This window comes from Listeria cornellensis FSL F6-0969, from assembly GCF_000525855.1.
Taxonomy (GTDB): domain Bacteria; phylum Bacillota; class Bacilli; order Lactobacillales; family Listeriaceae; genus Listeria_A; species Listeria_A cornellensis.
In genome coordinates, this window is record NZ_AODE01000026.1 from 12,312 (window position 1) to 30,376 (window position 18,065).

The window sequence follows — 18,065 nt, forward strand, 5'->3', positions numbered from 1 at the left end:
CAAAGAGTAAAAAAAACACTCTCCAATTTCTTGGAAAGTGCCTTTTCGAATGTCGATATATAAAGATATATTAACGTTTTGAGAACTGAGGTGCACGACGCGCGCCTTTAAGTCCTGGTTTCTTACGTTCTTTCATACGTGGGTCACGAGTTAACAGACCTGCACGTTTAAGAGCTGGACGGTAATCTGGTGTTACTTGTAACAATGCACGTGAAATACCGTGACGAATTGCTCCAGCTTGACCAGTATAACCACCACCGTTTACGTTTACTAAAACATCGTAGTTTCCTAGAGTTTCAGTTGCAACTAATGGTTGTTTAATAACTTCGCGAAGAGCCGCGAATGGAATGTAATCTTCCCAATCTCTACCGTTAATAATTACTTTGCCATCGCCTGGTACTAAACGTACACGAGCTACTGAGCTTTTACGACGACCTGTTCCATAATATTGTACTTGAGCCACTATGTTTCCCTCCTCTTCTAATTATCCGCGTAATTGATACACTGTTGGTTGTTGAGCTGCATGTTCGTGCTCAGATCCACCATAAACGTGTAATTTTTTGAAAATTTGACGTCCTAGAGAGTTTTTTGGAAGCATTCCTTTGATAGAAAGCTCAAGTAATCTCTCAGGATTGTTCGTACGTAGGTCGCCCGCTGTACGTGATTTCAAACCGCCTGGATATTGAGAGTGACGGTAATAAATTTTGTCTGTTGCTTTTTTACCTGTTAGAGCAATTTTACCTGCATTAATAATAATTACGAAGTCCCCTGTATCAACATGAGGAGTAAATTGTGGCTTAATTTTACCACGTAAGATTGAAGCTACTTCACTAGATAAACGGCCTAGCGGAATACCAGTAGCATCAACAACATACCAATTACGTTGTACTTCGCCTGTTTTTGCCATATAAGTCGTACGCATAATTTTCCCTCCTAGATTTTAAGAAAAATGCGATCTGTAAACTGTTCCATAGCCCACGATCTGCTTTTCGATTTGATTTGTTAAAAATTCCATTGTTTTGTTCAACACAACAACCTTCCGGGGCTTATTGTGGGGCAAACAATACCATAGTCAATAATACAGTCTTTACCGCCAAAAGTCAATGCGATTGAAGAAAAAAATTCAAACTAATTTAAAGCCGTCTGTTTTCCGCAAAACTTTAACAACGCCCCCAAACTTATCAGCGCGCCGACAAATGCTCAGATACTAGGCAAAGGCGAGTACCAGCGCGGAGTGTACGATTTGTACATGAGCACTGGAACGGAGTCTTTAACGACGTAGGTGAGTGTTCGTCGGTGCGCTGATATTACTTGTAGTGTACTTCCCATAAATATAAGCCCTGTGGCGGTGCTGTTTTTGCACCTTGCGTCCGGTCGCGCGCTTCTAGATTCGCCTTAACCTGCGCCACCGTCAGCCGTTCATTTCCAACATCGAGCAACGTCCCAACCAGAATCCGGACCATATTATACAAAAAGCCATTTCCTTTGAAAGAAAATACCAGCGTATCGCCATCTTCCATAATCTCAATCCCATAAATCGTCCGAACCTTATCTTCACGTCCCGATCCAGCCGCACAAAAACTCGTAAAATCATGCTCACCAGTTAGAATATCCGCAGCTTCACGCATTCTCGAAACATCTAATTTATAAGGAAAATGTAGCGTGAAATGCCGCGCAAACGGGTCAAAAAAACTCCGAACGCTGCACAAAATAGCGATATTCCTTTCCAGTCGTCCCGAAACGCGCATGAAAATCCGATGCCACTTCCTCCACAGAAACAATACTAATATCATAGGGCGTGAACGTCTGTAACGCTTTTCGATATTTTGCTGGTGGAATCGCAAGCGGTGAATCGAAATGAATCACCTGGCCTTTAGCATGAACTCCCGTATCCGTTCTCCCAGAACCAACAATCTTCACCACGTCACCCTTATGCATCCGCAATAGCGCTTTTTCAATCTCCTCTTGCACCGTCCGTCCATTCGGCTGAATCTGATACCCGACAAAATTGGTCCCATCATATTGAATTACTGCCTTAAATCGCTTCATTTGTCACACCTCTTCTTATGATCGCAGCCAAACTAACAATGCCGTTACAACCAACATCATCACTAGCAAAAATGTATCCGAAAACCGCCACGCAAGCAGTCTAAATTTCGTCCTGCCCTTACCGCCACGATAACCACGCGCTTCCATCGCTATCGCCAAATCCTCGGCACGCTTAAACGCACTGATAAAAAGCGGTACAAGTAGTGGCACAATCGCCTTCATTCGGTCTTTTATTGGACCACTTGAAAACTCCACCCCGCGAGCCTTTTGCGCCTTCATAATTTTCTCCGTCTCATCCATCAATGTCGGAATAAACCGGAGCGCAATGCTGAGCATCAACGCCAACTCATGCACCGGAAATCGCACAAAACGTAGCAAAGCCAGCATATTCTCAATCCCATCCGTCAACTCAATTGGACTCGTTGTAAGCGTCAAAAGCGTTGTCATAAAAATAATCAACACAAACCGCGCAAAAATCATTGCCCCATTCATCAATCCAAGACTCGTCACATGAATCGGTCCCCACTCAAAATACGTCGTTCCCCCCTGCGTAAAAAACACCTGCAACAACAACGTCAAAATAATCAGCCAAAACACAGGTTGCAAACCCTTTATAAAGAACATAAACGGCACGCGCGACGCAAATAATAAACTGAGAACAAACACAAACAATAACGCATATGTAAGCCAATTATTCGCGAGAAACACAATGATAATAAAATACATCACGGCTGTAATTTTTGCACGAGGATCGAGACGATGTAACCATGATTCGCCGGGGATAAACCGACCGAGAATCATCTTCTCCATCATTGGCTCGCCACGCCCTTCCTGAGGTGCGGTACCATTTCTCCCACCAATTCATCAATCGTTAAACACGTCTTCCCAAGCTTCACCGCAAACCGCTGCTCAAAATGCCGTTGAAAGTGCACCACATCTGGAACCGAGAGCCCTAAATCCGTCAACGCATCCGGCTGACTAAAAATTTCCCGAGGCGTCGCTACCCGTTCCACGGTGCCGCCTTTCATCAAAATCACTTTTTCTGCATAAGTCGCCGCATCTTCCATACTATGCGTCACAAGAACCGTCGTCAGTCCTTTTGTCCGGTGCAACATCGCAAACATCTCCATGATCTCCTTACGCCCGTTCGGATCAAGCCCCGCCGTCGGTTCATCGAGCACCAAAACCTGCGGATCCATCGCCAGAACCCCAGCAATCGCCACACGCCGCATCTGTCCTCCAGAAAGTTCAAACGGCGAACGCGTCAAAATTTCCTCCGTCAAACCAACCTCAACGATCACCTTCCGAGCCCTAGCCTTCGCATCCTCTTCCGACACACCAAAATTCAGCGGTCCAAAACAAATATCCTTTTCCACCGTTTCCTCAAATAACTGCGCCTCCGGAAACTGAAAAACAATCCCCACACGCTCGCGCAAATCACGTAAACCCTTCTGCTTCACGCCAGCCTTAATAACTCGATCACCAAGCGTCACCGTGCCCTCTGTCGGTAATAACAACGCGTTCAAATGCTGCAAAAATGTCGACTTCCCAGAACCCGTATGCCCAATAATCGCCGTATAACTCCCAGAATCAATCGTCACGTTGACATCCTGAAGCGCTCGCGTCTCAAAAGGAGAATTTTTCTGATAACAATACCCTACTTGTTCGAATATAATGTCCATAACTGATCCATCAACGCCCCTTCCATCAAGCTCCGATCCGATAGCTCCACGCCAGACCGCTCCAATTTTTCCTGCAACGAACTTATAAAAGGCACACCAAGACCGATTCGACGCATTTCATCCGCCTGCGCAAAAACCTCTTTCGGCGTTCCCTCGAGATGCCGCTCGCCCTTATTCATCACGATAACCCGGTCCGCCATCACGACCTCATCCAAATCATGCGTAATCGAAATCACCGTAATCGCCTCACGCTCTCGCATCACCCGAATCGTTTCCATAACCTCAGCACGACCACGCGGATCAAGCATCGACGTCGCCTCATCCAAAATAATCACGTCCGGTTGCAAAGCAAGAACCCCAGCAATCGCCACACGCTGCTTCTGACCGCCCGAAAGACGCGAAGGTTCATGTAATGCGTAACCTTGCATACCGACCTCCTCCAGCGCACTCTCCACGCGTTTCACCATCAATTCATGCGGCACACCATGATTCTCAAGCCCGAACGCCACATCATCCTGCACCGTAGCCCCCACAAACTGATTATCCGGATTCTGAAATACCATTCCGACCTGCTTCCGAATATCCCAAATCGTTTTCTCTCCCAACTTGAAGTGCCCAATTTTGACCATGCCCTCCGTCGGGAAAAGCAACCCATTCAAGAGCTTTGCGATCGTTGACTTACCCGAGCCATTATGCCCAACCAGCGCCAACCACTCGCCTCTTTTCACCGTAAACGAAACATCCTTCACCGCAAAAACATCTTCATCCTCATATTTATAACTAACGTGATCCAATTTCACAAAATCATCCGACATCACGCACACCTCACTCTCACACGATCCTATCTATACCCTGCCTATTATAGTACAAAAAAACCACCTCACGCAAAGAAAGATTTTTTCATCCACATAATCATACGAACAAAATAAAGTCATTTTTCACGTTTTAAGCACCTTGAAATTGGAAAAGCGGAAACCCTAAAGACGCAGTATATTCACATTTCCAAAATATATCCGCTATTAAAAGCAATAAAAGTCGATAAAAGCAAACAATCCGACTCAAACTGTTCACAATATATCCATGTACTTCATTTTAGAGAGATGCTATACTTTATCAAAGTAATCAAATAAATTTCATTATTCATTGTTACTTGAAGCACCACCACTATAAAAGAAAGGAGAAATTTTGATGCATCCCATGACGAAACAACACGTTATTTATGCAATGGATAAGAACGCAGAACCAAGCATGACAGTTGATAATGGCGCAGTAGTAACGATAGAGACGTACGACTGCTTTGAAAACCAAATTAAATCCGAACATCAGCCATTCCATCGCCTTGATTGGAATAAAGTGAATCCAGCAACTGGACCTATCTTTGTGAAAGATGCAGAACCTGGAGACATATTGGCTGTAACTATAGAGAAAATTCAATTAATTGGCAACGCGACAATGTTAACGGGCCCAGATTTAGGCGTCCTTGGCGATGACCTAACAGAAAACACGATTCGTCAATTTCCAATTGTAAATGACAAACTTATTTTTTCAGAAGAAATCGCTGTCCCAGTAAACAAGATGATTGGCGTTATCGGAACAGCACCAGCAGGCGAGCCAATTTCATGCGGCACACCAGACGCACATGGCGGCAATATGGACTGCAAAGAGATCACAGAAGGCGTAACACTATTCCTTCCAGTTAACGTCTCTGGTGCCCTACTCGCTCTTGGTGACGTACACGCTGCAATGGCCGACGGAGAAGTATCCGTTTCCGGCGCCGAAATTGCTAGCCAAATCACGATGCGACTCCAAGTAGTAAAAAACAAAAGCTGGCCAACACCAAGTCTAATCAGCGACGAAAAAATCATCACCATCGCATCCGCACCAACACTCGACGATGCTAGCCTAATCGCAACAAAGAACATGGTTCAACTTTTGACAGACGCAACAAAGACAACGCAAGCAGAAGCCATCATGCTGCTATCACTCGCAGGTGACCTTCGAATCTGCCAAGTCGTTGATCCAAACAAGACCGTACGCATGGAACTCCCACTCCAATACTGGTCTGAAAACCCCTTTTTATAAAAAATATGACACAACCGGCGCACTTACATCCGGTTGTGTTTTTATTCATATACAATTCCCTGCAACTGCTTTCCAAGAAACATCGACAACCGTTCCGCCTCCCCAACAATGCGCTTTCTATCATCTACCGAAATCCGCCCAAAAGCATAACAAGTAAAGCGAATTGCCTCCCCCTTAATCACATACCGCCATGTCCCCCGAATTTCCCCATCAATCATCACCACAGCCTCAATATGACCAGCAGTCCGCCAAATTTCTCTCTCGTACTTCGCATCAGCAAACCAGCATTTATCCGCAAAACTTACAAAAAGTGGATCAAATTTTCCAAGCAATTTCACCTGCGGAATCACATTCAGTTTACTACTATCCAATTCACCTTCCGGATAATAGTAACTCTTCCCACCAATATCAAATCGCTCCAACCCATCCTCAATTCTCCGAAAAGCTTCCAAAAAAGTATAATTTGGTAACCCGCTCCAATGCTTAAAATCTGCCAAAGTAGCCGGACCATAGCAAGCTAAATACCGAAATAAAAACCTATCCATCGCATGTTCATCCACACTATCCCACAATGAATCCAATGATATCCCGTCCACCCATTTCCGATGCGCATAGACTCGTGTATTCGGCCTCTCCGGCACAGCATAAATCTGACCAAGTAAAGAAGCCTCAATTAAAACCCCACCCCACGTCATCAACTTTTGGGCCTGTTCTCCCATCAATATAGCCAGTTCCTCTTTTGTTACAAACTGTTTCGATCTTCCGAGCCTATCAATCCTTTCCAACAACTCGTCCAAATTCACCCCCAGCTCTTCACAATGCTTCCTAACCCACGTTCTTCTCAGCGAGTAAATCGCATGCAAGCTTTTCCAATCCTCCGGCACGTATAGATGTACCGTTGTTCGTTGCCCCCAAAGCTTAATAATTTCATTTCGAGCATATATCTGATCCAAAGCATCCCTTGTTAGTCCATCTACCCTATGAAATAAACTAATCTCACCAAACTGCTGGTACTGCGCCTGAATCCCAATCAGATTGACCGCACAATCTACCACCGATTCAAAAGAATTACCAAGCCCCGAGTTAGCAATCCGTATATTCTTAACACCATCTAAATCCAAATCTATCACTCTCCCACTCTAAACATAAAAAAAAATAGCCTACAAATCAATTACGATTTCATAGACTATCATACATCATTTGCCTAGCAACGATCTACTCTCACAGGGGGAAGCCCCCTACTACCATCGACGCTGAGAAACTTAACTTCCGTGTTCGGGATGGGAACGGGTGTGACCTTCTCGCAATAATCACCAGACATCCTTTATATCATACGAAGCTTCCAACCAGATTCGAACTGGTGACCTCTTCCTTACCATGGAAGGTAACACCTTATGATTCCTTGTTTTTCGTTATTTTTCATTATGTACAAATCGCATTGCATCAATGTTTCTTGTGTTTGAAAACAAAAAAAAGAAAATCAATATTGTTAAAATCGGTGACCAAATAGTGACCTTGGTCACTGCACTATAATAGCATGATTACAATTGATTGTAAACACTTATTTTATTCTGCCTGTTTCTTTCTATTATAACAACTATTATTCGATTAGAAAAAAGAGGTTTGAAATAAAAATAAACAGAAATCTTAGATGCGCTTTTTTTTCGATAGCTTTATTCCAAGATTTCTGTTTCTCTATCCAAATTTTTAACTCTCACCACGATTAGGCCCCAGCTCCATTTGCGTGCCCACTACTGCGGTCAAAATCATTATTTTTTTTTATCAAGCTCATCTAAATGCTTTTTCACAGATACAAAACGCTCACTATTTTCCACGGGTGAAAAAACATTATTTTTTCTATTGAATTTTCTTTTAAATGGGCTTAGTAGCAGACCATTAAATACCGATATAACTACATCCTTTACCCCAACATTCTTATCATTATTTCTATCTGTAATAACTACTTTAAAATGCACCTCACGCGCCACAACAATCAAATTATCTAAGATATAATTGAAGGAAAAAAAAACTAGATCTTAAACTACTAAACAGCAATCTCTTCTTACTTGAATATACTGAGTCAAACAGTTCCAACTCCATATCAGACACTCCCTCTTTTACCATCTCAGCCCTGAAAGCTTGTGAAGTTTCATAGTATCTATTAAAGCTAGTAATTGGGCTTAAAAAGGTTTTTATTGCCCGTGTAAAAATATAGCGGGATGTCATAAACCCTTTCAATACCATAAAGGTTTTTATAAATTGAAAAAGGAAGTAAGTACTTATAAAAAAAACAATTAGAATTACGACTAGAAAAACTATTTGCTTTGTTTCAAGCTGGATTAACATCTTCATCCCCTCCTAATTTTCTATATTTACTACCTAAAAACCCTAAAACTATTGTACAGATAAAAGTATAAACTATAACAACCATTTCCACTATAAATGAACCCACGAGTGGTATTTTTAAATCTTTCAAGATAAAGTTATCTGCCACAAAAATCAAACTGTGGCTTTCCATATCCAAAATAAGTTGACTAGCGACACCACAATAAAGCACTATCATTACAGCTAAAACTCCAGCTACGCCTAAAACATAAAAGAATATAAATGTTCCCATACTCCATCCCGAGAGCCCTGACTCCCAGGTTATTCTTGTAATTGAAATGTAATCAATAATAAATGGTACCACAAATAATGCATTCGAAAGAAACATTAAATAATAGTTATGTGTTGAATCAATTGTCGACAAGCTGACAAACCCTATAATAAGCCAAAAAAAACTTGGCAATTAAACTCCCGCTAAACAACTAAGTCTCACCTCATTTTGTTATTCTTTTATCTATCTGTATAAATTTACATACCACAAGTATAATGTAACATGTTCCGAAAAAATTGTAAATATGCTCCAATTCGCGTGCAAAGGCACTTTTTTTCTGTTTATTTTGCATATAGGCGTTCTAGACTCATTTAAATACTCAATTGAGTATATTGCCACCTCTCTGCTCTCTTAGTGATACACAAATAGTGTACTTTTAGCCTGCTAGTTTTTTTCTAAAAACAGAAAAAATATAATTTAATATTTTTTTATTGATTTTATAATACCCTTTTACCGATAAATTTATTTATATTATTATAATAAAATTTAAAAAATCCTCAAAAATAAAAAAGCCCTGAAAATTAATTCAGGACCAATATTCATATCACTATTTGTTAGTGTTAACAACTACATACTATACTGTTTCAAAATCCCCCAAATATTATCTCGAACTGTATCGAGAGGCTCATTTAATTGCTTTCTTGTTTGAAAATCATTATCCCAAATGAAGAATTCTGATAATCCACCTCTTGGGGGATAAAGTTCTCTATGACCCGAAACCACATATTCCATTTTGGAAGTATCGCTAAACTCATTATCTCTCAAACAGCTTAAGATACTCTCTATAGTTCTAATCTGCGGGGTGTATTCGCTACCTCCACTCTTTTTCACGATGCTAAGAAGCTCTGAAAATAATTGCTCTAACGTATTCAATTCCTCATTCACTGAAAATGCCTCCTACTTCAATGTGCTCTCACTTATAACTTGTACGTTGTTCAGTTCCCACGGTCTAGTGATGTAAATTTGAAAATTATCAAGCCCGCCTAAGTAATGTCCGCCTTGATAACCAACAGGGCCTTCATATATCGTCGTACCCTTAGGTATCCTTACTTCATAAACAGCATCAATTATAGATGTTCCTGTCAATTTTCCAGTTTGCGGTTTAATCCAATGGTACTTAACAGCACTATCAATTCTTACCTTTGCCACAGAATCAGGCGGAGCCGTCGTAAACCATTCTCCAAGTCCATTTTTTTCTTGCCCCGGTACAGTCAATCCACCCTGTTTCCCACCACGATAAAGAACGGTATCTTCTTTTAACACCTTCACGTTATACCTACCACCATAAAAATTGGTATTAGGTTTATTATCAAGCATCGCTAAAGGCCCTGGGTTCATGCCATTAAACTCGTAACTAGCAATGTCATCATATTTAGAGATAATTCGGGGAGATCCGGCTACATCTTTCACTCGACCAAATTCAATAAGGCCTTTTGTGATACCAAATGTACTAGCAAAAAATATGGTGCTACTTGCCAAACCATATGCGTCACCTTTATTATAAGGCTCCAAATAACTTGCAACAACACCATCCCACAACATACCTGCCGTTCCGGATGGGTCAGTCCGCAGATTTTTCATCAACATAGCAATGCTTTCCAAATGCTTTTCTGGATGTTTCAAACTATCCATAGCACCCAGTCCAAACCCAATCACAGTGTCTATTGCCGAAGCGCCGATTTCACGAACTTTATTGCGATCGTAATGCCTATAATCCGCTTCAATGATTGACGCATGATGTTGATCCATCTCTAAAAGCTTTCGCATATCCTGGCTAATTCGTTGCATCGCTTCGCCTTCATTTTGTTGTAGCTGCGTCAATTTTCGTCTTAAATAGTCATCTAATTCTTCCATTAATCCTTGATTATGGCGCATCACCCAAAGTTCATCTGGATCATCTGGTATGCTCTCAATGCTTGGCTGCGGTACGCGAAACACTTCGCTTTTTGCATCATCTAAGGCATAGCCCTGCATTTCAGCCGCCTTTTGAAGCCCTCGCGCGTCAATTAACATGTCCTGATTACGATATGTTGGACTATCAATATCTTTAAAGTCGTTCACATAGTTCTCCAAATACGTAAAAAGTTTTGTCACCGTTCCTTGTTGCCGAGAAATATCATCTCGATGTGCGCCGAATTCCATTGCCAATGCTTCGGCAAGTTTCCCTTTTTGTTGGGCTGCGACATCTTGTACATTCAATAGCACACCATCTAACGTCTCCAAACTGGCTTTCATCTTGTGTAGCGATGTTAATGTTTCCTCTAGCTCTCCCATATTAATTTTAAAATCCATTAGCGCTCGCCCCCCAAATTCGCATCTGTTTCAATCAAAGCACGCACTGCCGTTTGACTATCGATAAGCGCCTGATTTAGTTTTGTGAACTGATCCGCTTTAATCTCTTTTGTTAATCCTTCTTTTACCTCCAAATAGCGCACTGTGAAATTGGGGGAAACTTGCCTATCCACGCTTCTTAATATACGTTGAATCCTTATTGCTTCCTTTTCAAAATCAGATGCTGCCTGTTCCCCGATTTTTAATTGCTTCAAAATACGGGCTGTATCTATATCAATCAATGTAGACATCTTTATACCTCCCTCCGTAAAGCATTCTCTATATTTTCGCAGTAAGAAATCATGTCCTGTGTTGTCTCTTCCATTTGACGAAGCCTATGTATCATTTTTTCCTCTGCTTCGTGATTTTCATCTTGCACCTTATTTTTTCTGTTTGTAATTCCTTCTATTATATTTCCCAAGCTGTGTTTTCTAGCAGATATTGCATGCCTAACTTGTTCATAATGTGACATAGAGCCCTTCCTTTCGTGTTAGTATCTTCCAATAATTCATTATAACAAATATAGACAAATAAAAAAAGCTCCCGATAAACTTAAATCGAGAGCTTTATTCATTACTACCTATTTTTTAGTTCTACATGTTTATCGGCTGCTGTGATGTAGAATGTTGCACCCTTCGAATTTTGTACCTTATATTGATCGCTACCATTCACTTTAACTTTACCCAGCACCACAGGGAAGCCCAATCCCTTGTTTACGGTCCCTACAAGTTCCTTATCCGCCCACGAAGGTTTAGCGTAGAAACGCAAGTTATTTGTTTTAGAAACAAGCTTCTTCCCAGCGTATAAATTAGCTGGCGGTTTAGGTGCTACTGGTTTTGGTTTATCAGATACTGCTGGCTTTTCTGGTTTGGTTTTATAATCAATGCCCAGCGTTGTTAAAATACCATGTGCAATTGCGCGACCCATTTCTTGTTGTTCAGCCACTGTATCGACAATAAAACGATCATCTGAGTCAATGAAAGCCGGTTCCACAATAACGGCCGGCATTTTTGTCTCACGAATAACAGCAAAATAATCCTTTCCATCGCTTCCTTTCTTGGAATAGATAGCAGGATTACCGATATTTTGCCCAATTTCAGTTTTAATGGCATTGATAATATTTTGCGCAAGTTCCTTACTAATACCATTTGCAACACTATGAATCACTTCGGCCCGATCTCCACCACCTGCATTGTAATGCTCCGATACAAATAAGTTGGCCCCCCAATCGTTTGCTGCTTTGGCGCGTGCACTAAGTGATGGATACGTATCACCAGTTCGAGACAATAGAGTTTCCACACCATACTTTTCAAGTTCATATTTCGTTGCGTATGCTGTCGCACGTGTCATATCTTTTTCGATGAGCCCGTTTGCTACTGCGCCTGGATCAGTTCCTCCGTGTCCTAAATCTAAAAATACTTTTTTCTTTGTCATTTTCCTTCATCCTCTACAATTTTATTTTCTTGCTCATCATCAATTTGTTTGCTAAATCGATGTAGTAGCTGTGTTAAGAAGGGTACCTTCAAGCCTATTTCCTCCAGATTTTCTACAATACTAAGTGATTCCATGATGATCATTGCGCAAGTAAAAATTAAAGCTATATGCAAATTTTGATGCGCTAAGTTAATACTTAAAACATCAATAATTGATGCAACCATTACCGCGATAAAAATTCCAAGTTTCTTCATTAAACCTTGATAATTTTTTGCGCTTTTAAAACTAATTTTTGATTTCTTACTGAATGCCTTCATATATCCAGTTATTAAGTCAAGTACGACAACAAGCACTAAAAAATGTATCATTGTCAAACCTTCGCCAAACATAAATGTTAAAGCCGGTTTCATTATGTCCATATTCTCAATCCTTTCCATTATCAGAACCCCCATTCTTTGCATAAAAAATACACCTGTTAAGGTGCTAGTCGATAAAGTAACTTATTTCATTTAGCCAGATTGGACTCGCATATACTGCGGAAACTATTTCAAGATTTCCGTTTGAATGTGTGTAAATCTGTGCTTGTGCATCAGCTGCTGACGTTTGTTGTCCAACGAGATGCGATTGAGGATAAGTATCCTTTTGCCTAAATCCATCTTCTGCCGTCGCGAACACTCCTGTCCCTCCGCTCGTCCGTACTACCACACCAGCATACGATACTTCATTCCCGATTTTTCGATACCGTGGAACCGAGTTTGCAAATGCTGTAAAACCAGTTTTTAACGTAAGCGGTATCCATCCAGTATCTGCAAACTTGGTATTTACATAAGCAATCGCGGCATTTTTTGCGGCATCTGCCTTAATTTGTGACCCTGCTGTCGTTTCACTTTCTTGCCAAGCTGTCCAAACGCCACCGCTCATAAGTGCCCTTGTATAGGATTTTCCAGTTTGTACATCCGTTGCAATTTGTTTTCCTGTGTCACCACTTCGTTTGTGTATCTCTACATCTAAATAAGTTCCGGCCGGAGGTTTATTGGCTGTCATATTCGGCCCATAGATTGAAAAATATCCCGACTCTAAGAAATTGTTCCAATCAGTTACACCAGTAGTCACACCTTTAGAAACGCCACTGTCAGTTGTTATTTTAACGCCTTTTTGCCAATTTGCTGTATCCGTTATTTTCACAACCTGATTTGCATTTATTAACGCAATTAATTGATTTGCGCTAGCGGTTGCTACATCTAATTTAGTCAATGCAATATTCAACGCTGCCATGGATTCCGCAGTTTCTGCTTCAATAAATCTTGTTAGCTTATCAATATCACTAACAAAGTCCTCTACAACAATATTTCCTTGCGTCGCATCCTTTGCAACGCTGATTGTGAAGTTTTGCGTCGTAACTCTCTCATCTGCGGTTAAGTCAACGGCATCTAATATTTGAAAACCAGGGGTACCCCCTTTTTCTAATGCAAAGTAACAAAGATTTAGAATCCCATAGCTTGAAAAAACTTCTTTGGCGATTACATAAACAATTTTTCCATCTACGGTATCCATATTTCCGTATGTTGATCCATCATCACGTACAAACTTCCCACCTGGTAGTGCGCATTCAAAAACAGGCGTATAGTCAGCGAAATCCTCAATAGTATCACCATCCGCAAATACTTCTATTGTTAATGTAACCGACTCTTTCTCCGTAACCCTAGCAAGCACAAGCGGTGTAATGCTATCAGATATTAAATCAAGTGAGAAAGGATAATTCTTTAATGTTGCCACATTATTCACCTGCCTTGTTCATTAATAATTGCATTTGTTGTTTTAATTCGTTTATTTCTTGTTGTTGATCCGATAGTATTTTTACTGTAGCGTCAAGAATTTCCTTCGTGTCGTCTAACTCTTTTCTCAATTGTTCTACTTCTTGTATATTCTCGCGGGCACCCTGCCAAAGCCACATAATAGCTTTTTGATGATCCATTCCCATCAAATCATCGGCGCGCAATTCTGGCGGTAACAACTCGGCAATAAATCCTAATCGTTTATCAAAACTTACGTAAGCTCCGTCATTTTCGTCACTAAAGGCGGATTCAACATCTTGCTTTAAGCGATAGCTGAATACTTCAACTGTTTTAATCATATCTTTAGCGCTGTATTTTTCAGCGATTTTTGACTCTATGAATTTTTCAACATCCTGCTTGATCCCGATGCTAGACATTTGAATTACAGCCTTACAAACATGATCCGCATAAATTAATTGAGCCGTATCCCACGATGTATATAAAATACTCGCTGTTTTCCCTCCTGGTCCAGCTCCGATAGAACACCAGTCAACCGAATATACTAATGGAAATTCGCCGCCTGCAAAAGGCGATAAACGTATTACCTTATCAGGGTCAATCGCTCCTGTGCTTTCGTTTATTTTTTCAATGGCTAATCCCATACTGCCAGTTGTATCTAGACTTACACGCATTGCAGGATATGGGTATGCATCTCGTTTGGCTTCCAAAACAAAGCCGCTTCCCCCGCCCATTTTTAACACTTCTCTGTACTGCGGTAGCGGTAACGGTGGTAAAAAACTAGAATATAGCGTATCTAAATATGCAGCTGAACCAGTTATAGTAACACCTTGAATATCGATTGCCTTTAGGGTTCCTGTCGACATCATATTAGCAACCATTTTCCCGTCAAAAGTCATGCCGATTTCATACGGCCCCGCATATCCATTTTTCGAGTGCCCCAAGCCACCGGCGTTCCACCTCCACACGTTACGTGCGGTATTGATGTCTTTTGTATCCATAATCAAAATTTCCTGCGGGTCTGCCATAGATGGGTAAATTACAACATTCCCAGCCGGAGGATTAGTAATAGTATTTGTAAGCTCATCAATACTTGCTTGTAAAAATGAACGATCGGAACTAATCGAATCTACTTCTTGCTGAATATCATTAAACTGACGCGATATATTCGATTTGAAATCTCCTAGTTCAACGGAAAGGTATTTATCGAGAAGCGGATCGAACACTGTTGCAATAACGCGTGCTTTCACATCAATGTCTAACTGCAAAAATTTAGTTGTGACCGTATCCCACAAATTAACCATTTCTAACGCTAGTACTTGCGCAAGTTCTTCATCGTCTAGTTCCTTCGATTGATCAATGAAAGAAATATCAAGATTAATAGAAGGCTTCCCAACATCATTGTTTACAATGTAGGCATTTCCTGCCGTCCTTAAAGTCGCAACATCCTTAACACTATCCCCAGTTAAGTCAACCATCATAGCCCGCTTATGAGCAAAATTAGAGGCATATTGTGAGTCTAGTGTTATTTCTGGTAATCGTATTGTGACATCATTTCCGCTAGCATCTTGAACTTGCGCATAGGGATAGATGGATGTAAAAGTATCACCTATTTCTTCATCTTGTTTTGCGTCCGTCAAATTTTTCCCATACGCAATTAGCACACCGTTATCGACCCCAGCGCCTCCACGCGGATAATGCCGGATATTAAAATTATCAAAAATAAACTCACCCTTAAATGTATCTAAGAGAGAGCCTTCTTTTCCTCCCAACGCTTCCCTGGACGAGCACAATTCTATTGTTGTATTTGCCTGTGTTGTTGAAGAACTTGTGCCCGTGAAGCTGTGCGGATAAACAGTATTGCTTAAAATTTGATTGAGCATGTAACCAGCTGTTCCATTTTGAACCGTCACCTTGCCTTTTAACGGATTGTAATGCAACCTATAGCTAATATGCTCTGCCTTTACGGTAACAATTCCATCGATAGGTTTCGATACAGCATAAATTGTAAATAGCTGTTCCGGATCCCGTAAATTTGCTTTTGCTTTGATAATATTTTGATTCTTAATATCACTAAAATAGGTCCCGTCTTTTACATACTTAAATTCTAATTCATATGCGCCGTTCGCTTCCTGCCTAATTTTCCAGTCAAACGAGTCTGTTAAAACTCCGATACCGTTATTTTCAAAATCAGTTGTAGCAGCATCATACAAACGAGGTACTAAAACCCTTGAAGTAGCCATTTATATCGTCCTCCAATTTGGAGTAACTTCTACTTTTGTAACATTGCCAGTCCAGGTAAAACGATTTTCTCCCACATCTAATTGTGGAAACGGATAAGTGTTTACTTTATTATTGAGCAATGTACCTGGTTTATAGGCAATCTGTCGTTCCGAGTCAATCGTGATTTGCCCCTGTATGCCTTTCAAAACAACCTTATAATTATTAACGAAGAAATTAATATCACCATTGCCGTATATTGTAATCACGGGAAGAGCGGGGAATATCTCAACATTTTGCAGGCGGCCGTTTTGCGAGACAACAAAGGTTTGTGATCCAGTAATCGAATATTTGTAAGGCTTGCAATCAAAGCTTATTGAATTACTGCCAAATCTAGTATTTACATCTTTAACATCAGGCGTTGCAAAACATTGTGCATAGCGGTAATAGCGTTCATCGACTGTATCAAAAAGCTTGTTGTAGCCTTGTCGCCCTCTAAGCCATTTTGATAATTCACCGCATATTTGTGCAATAGTTAGATCATTGTATGCATAGATATTAACTGGATAGTCCATTGTTATATTCTTAAAACGCCCCTGATCTACGAAATTATCCCCGCTTATTCCAGGTGCTTCAATACGCTGCACGTCGCGTTCAGGAATTGGAAAGCTACGATCTGCAAGGATTCGCATACCAAATTCCGTTGACTTTCTTCCGGCAAACTCGAAATAATTTGGAACCTTTAGCACCCTTTCCATTAGCGATCTAGCCTCCTTCTATCTCTATTTATTTGTGATCCCAGTTCATTACCAATTCGGCGTATATCATCATCATTACGAACAATAATATTGCCAGTGAATGTAACATTTACAGATTGATCGTTGTTTGTTTCACTTGAACCTGGCGCCGGATTCGATGGCGTGCCCAAATTTGCAAATCCGGAAACGTCTGGTTGTCTAATCTTTGTCATATCCGGCATTCTTAAGCTGCTAAATACGCCGCTTTTTTCTTGCGCATTATATAGTCTAGCCTCTTCTGCTGTAAGAACACGCTCACCTTTGTGTAATTCTGAAATATACCCATCAAACGGTACATAATTTAGACCATTTTTGTTACTACCATCAGTTTTAGGTTTTCCTCCACTACCAACATTTAAACTTATTGCAGAGGCCGCCTTTGCGGCCAAATCTCCGGCTGCCGAACCAACTGCCGCCCCAGCACTTCTTAACCCAGATGCCAATTGGTCTCCCATGTTTTGACCAGCGTTGAAGAATGAACTAAACCACCCTGTAACTGATTTGTAAGCAATATTGACGACATCCCATGCAGCTTGGCCAACCCGTCCAGTAGCACCTAGAATACCTGATACCAAATCAAGAATTAACTTTCCACCTAGTTTTATTAATTCCCAAGCCAACGCCCCTATACCTTTTAGCAACGCGAATAGAATTTTTCTTCCAGCGTCATTAATTTTTGGCATGTTTTGAATCAGTCCTTGGACTAGCTTTATTATTAATGTTAGTGCGGCAGTGATTAGTTTCGGTAAAAATTTAACCAATCCATTTATCAATGCTATTAACATCTTTACGCCTGCATCAATGATTTTTGGCAAATTTGCTATCAGAGCCTCAAATAATGTCAAAATAATTTCTAACGCCGAATCTAATAAAGAAGGTAAAATTTTTACAATTCCTTCCATCAATGCCAGTAAAATATCAATCCCGGCCTGTAAAATAACTGGTAGTAGAGGTATCAAAGCTTCAATTAAAGTTTGTATGATTTGTAATGCTGCGGTGATCAAAGACGGTAAGACCTCAA

Annotated in this window: 20 protein-coding genes, 1 rRNA gene and 1 pseudogene; 1 reads left to right on the forward strand and 21 read right to left on the reverse strand. The window is 40.8% G+C overall.

The window, feature by feature from the left end; all coding sequences use genetic code 11:
- Positions 1–70 precede the first annotated feature (70 nt).
- From rpsI to PCORN_RS11430, 6 genes and pseudogenes are all read right to left on the reverse strand, one after another.
- Complete coding sequence (gene rpsI / locus PCORN_RS11405) at positions 71–463, reverse strand: 30S ribosomal protein S9 (RefSeq protein WP_036080596.1); 393 nt, start codon at positions 461–463, stop codon at positions 71–73.
- A 21-nt stretch (positions 464–484) separates the two neighbouring features.
- Positions 485–922, reverse strand: coding sequence for a 50S ribosomal protein L13 (gene rplM, locus PCORN_RS11410; RefSeq protein WP_036080599.1), 438 nt, complete (start codon positions 920–922; stop codon positions 485–487).
- A 385-nt stretch (positions 923–1,307) separates the two neighbouring features.
- Positions 1,308–2,049 (reverse strand): annotated as a pseudogene (gene truA / locus PCORN_RS11415) (tRNA pseudouridine(38-40) synthase TruA).
- Between the two features lie 15 nt (positions 2,050–2,064).
- Positions 2,065–2,862, reverse strand: coding sequence for an energy-coupling factor transporter transmembrane component T family protein (locus tag PCORN_RS11420; RefSeq protein ID WP_036080602.1), 798 nt, complete (start codon positions 2,860–2,862; stop codon positions 2,065–2,067).
- Positions 2,859–3,731 carry an energy-coupling factor ABC transporter ATP-binding protein gene (locus tag PCORN_RS11425; protein WP_036080604.1) on the reverse strand — a complete coding sequence of 291 codons (873 nt, stop codon included), beginning with the start codon at positions 3,729–3,731 and terminating at the stop codon, positions 2,859–2,861. Before PCORN_RS11425 ends, PCORN_RS11420 begins: the two co-directional genes overlap by 4 nt.
- Entirely contained in the window at positions 3,707–4,546 is an 840-nt protein-coding gene (locus PCORN_RS11430; protein WP_036080607.1) for an energy-coupling factor ABC transporter ATP-binding protein, read from the reverse strand. Before PCORN_RS11430 ends, PCORN_RS11425 begins: the two co-directional genes overlap by 25 nt.
- A gap of 373 nt (positions 4,547–4,919) precedes the next feature.
- On the opposite strand from PCORN_RS11430, the gene PCORN_RS11435 reads away from it, so the two are divergent.
- Entirely contained in the window at positions 4,920–5,813 is an 894-nt protein-coding gene (locus tag PCORN_RS11435; RefSeq protein WP_036080609.1) for an acetamidase/formamidase family protein, read from the forward strand.
- Between the two features lie 41 nt (positions 5,814–5,854).
- On the opposite strand, the gene PCORN_RS11440 is transcribed toward PCORN_RS11435, so the two are convergent.
- The 15 genes from PCORN_RS11440 to PCORN_RS11510 form a co-directional block, all read right to left on the reverse strand.
- Positions 5,855–6,934 carry a winged helix DNA-binding domain-containing protein gene (locus tag PCORN_RS11440; RefSeq protein ID WP_051999410.1) on the reverse strand — a complete coding sequence of 360 codons (1,080 nt, stop codon included), beginning with the start codon at positions 6,932–6,934 and terminating at the stop codon, positions 5,855–5,857.
- A gap of 81 nt (positions 6,935–7,015) precedes the next feature.
- Positions 7,016–7,131, reverse strand: a 5S ribosomal RNA gene (rrf, locus tag PCORN_RS11445).
- Positions 7,132–7,582: 451 nt separating this feature from the next.
- On the reverse strand, positions 7,583–7,789 hold the full coding sequence (locus PCORN_RS11450; RefSeq protein WP_036080612.1) for a hypothetical protein: 207 nt from the start codon (positions 7,787–7,789) through the stop codon (positions 7,583–7,585).
- Positions 7,790–7,811: 22 nt separating this feature from the next.
- Positions 7,812–8,159, reverse strand: a complete 348-nt coding sequence (locus PCORN_RS11455) for a hypothetical protein (RefSeq protein ID WP_036080615.1) — start codon at positions 8,157–8,159, stop codon at positions 7,812–7,814.
- Positions 8,143–8,562, reverse strand: coding sequence for a hypothetical protein (locus tag PCORN_RS11460; RefSeq protein WP_149024334.1), 420 nt, complete (start codon positions 8,560–8,562; stop codon positions 8,143–8,145). Before PCORN_RS11460 ends, PCORN_RS11455 begins: the two co-directional genes overlap by 17 nt.
- Before the next feature lie 474 nt (positions 8,563–9,036).
- Complete coding sequence (locus tag PCORN_RS11465; protein WP_051999411.1) at positions 9,037–9,354, reverse strand: hypothetical protein; 318 nt, start codon at positions 9,352–9,354, stop codon at positions 9,037–9,039.
- Between the two features lie 12 nt (positions 9,355–9,366).
- Complete coding sequence (locus PCORN_RS17410; RefSeq protein WP_051999412.1) at positions 9,367–10,761, reverse strand: hypothetical protein; 1,395 nt, start codon at positions 10,759–10,761, stop codon at positions 9,367–9,369.
- Entirely contained in the window at positions 10,761–11,051 is a 291-nt protein-coding gene (locus PCORN_RS11475) for a hypothetical protein (protein ID WP_036080620.1), read from the reverse strand. Before PCORN_RS11475 ends, PCORN_RS17410 begins: the two co-directional genes overlap by 1 nt.
- Positions 11,052–11,053: 2 nt before the next feature.
- Entirely contained in the window at positions 11,054–11,272 is a 219-nt protein-coding gene (locus PCORN_RS11480) for a hypothetical protein (protein WP_036080622.1), read from the reverse strand.
- A gap of 104 nt (positions 11,273–11,376) precedes the next feature.
- Positions 11,377–12,234: an N-acetylmuramoyl-L-alanine amidase family protein gene (locus PCORN_RS20890; protein WP_036080625.1), complete on the reverse strand. Its 858-nt coding sequence runs from the start codon at positions 12,232–12,234 to the stop codon at positions 11,377–11,379.
- Complete coding sequence (locus PCORN_RS11490; RefSeq protein ID WP_036080628.1) at positions 12,231–12,671, reverse strand: phage holin family protein; 441 nt, start codon at positions 12,669–12,671, stop codon at positions 12,231–12,233. The genes PCORN_RS20890 and PCORN_RS11490 overlap by 4 nt, the downstream gene beginning before the upstream one ends.
- A 46-nt stretch (positions 12,672–12,717) precedes the next feature.
- Positions 12,718–14,010, reverse strand: a complete 1,293-nt coding sequence (locus tag PCORN_RS11495) for a BppU family phage baseplate upper protein (protein ID WP_036080631.1) — start codon at positions 14,008–14,010, stop codon at positions 12,718–12,720.
- Position 14,011: 1 nt separating this feature from the next.
- Positions 14,012–16,270, reverse strand: coding sequence for a phage tail spike protein (locus PCORN_RS17415; RefSeq protein WP_051999413.1), 2,259 nt, complete (start codon positions 16,268–16,270; stop codon positions 14,012–14,014).
- The gene (locus PCORN_RS11505) at positions 16,271–17,005 is read right to left on the reverse strand and encodes a phage tail domain-containing protein (protein WP_036080634.1); all 735 of its coding nucleotides are present in this window, start codon (positions 17,003–17,005) and stop codon (positions 16,271–16,273) included.
- Positions 17,005–18,048, reverse strand: a complete 1,044-nt coding sequence (locus PCORN_RS11510) for a phage tail protein (RefSeq protein WP_036080637.1) — start codon at positions 18,046–18,048, stop codon at positions 17,005–17,007. Before PCORN_RS11510 ends, PCORN_RS11505 begins: the two co-directional genes overlap by 1 nt.
- Positions 18,049–18,065 lie beyond the last annotated feature (17 nt).

What these genes read in the sequence shown, in the direction of transcription:
- rplM (WP_036080599.1), bottom strand. Translation starts at nt 922, where the DNA reads ATGCGTACGACTTATATGGCAAAAACAGGCGAAGTACAACGTAATTGG.
- PCORN_RS11420 (WP_036080602.1), bottom strand. Translation starts at nt 2,862, where the DNA reads ATGATGGAGAAGATGATTCTCGGTCGGTTTATCCCCGGCGAATCATGG.
- PCORN_RS11425 (WP_036080604.1), bottom strand. Translation starts at nt 3,731, where the DNA reads ATGGACATTATATTCGAACAAGTAGGGTATTGTTATCAGAAAAATTCT.
- PCORN_RS11430 (WP_036080607.1), bottom strand. Translation starts at nt 4,546, where the DNA reads ATGTCGGATGATTTTGTGAAATTGGATCACGTTAGTTATAAATATGAG.
- PCORN_RS11435 (WP_036080609.1), top strand. Translation starts at nt 4,920, where the DNA reads ATGCATCCCATGACGAAACAACACGTTATTTATGCAATGGATAAGAAC.
- PCORN_RS11455 (WP_036080615.1), bottom strand. Translation starts at nt 8,159, where the DNA reads ATGTTAATCCAGCTTGAAACAAAGCAAATAGTTTTTCTAGTCGTAATT.
- PCORN_RS17410 (WP_051999412.1), bottom strand. Translation starts at nt 10,761, where the DNA reads ATGGATTTTAAAATTAATATGGGAGAGCTAGAGGAAACATTAACATCG.
- PCORN_RS11475 (WP_036080620.1), bottom strand. Translation starts at nt 11,051, where the DNA reads ATGTCTACATTGATTGATATAGATACAGCCCGTATTTTGAAGCAATTA.
- PCORN_RS11480 (WP_036080622.1), bottom strand. Translation starts at nt 11,272, where the DNA reads ATGTCACATTATGAACAAGTTAGGCATGCAATATCTGCTAGAAAACAC.
- PCORN_RS20890 (WP_036080625.1), bottom strand. Translation starts at nt 12,234, where the DNA reads ATGACAAAGAAAAAAGTATTTTTAGATTTAGGACACGGAGGAACTGAT.
- PCORN_RS11490 (WP_036080628.1), bottom strand. Translation starts at nt 12,671, where the DNA reads ATGGAAAGGATTGAGAATATGGACATAATGAAACCGGCTTTAACATTT.
- PCORN_RS17415 (WP_051999413.1), bottom strand. Translation starts at nt 16,270, where the DNA reads ATGGCTACTTCAAGGGTTTTAGTACCTCGTTTGTATGATGCTGCTACA.
- PCORN_RS11505 (WP_036080634.1), bottom strand. Translation starts at nt 17,005, where the DNA reads ATGGAAAGGGTGCTAAAGGTTCCAAATTATTTCGAGTTTGCCGGAAGA.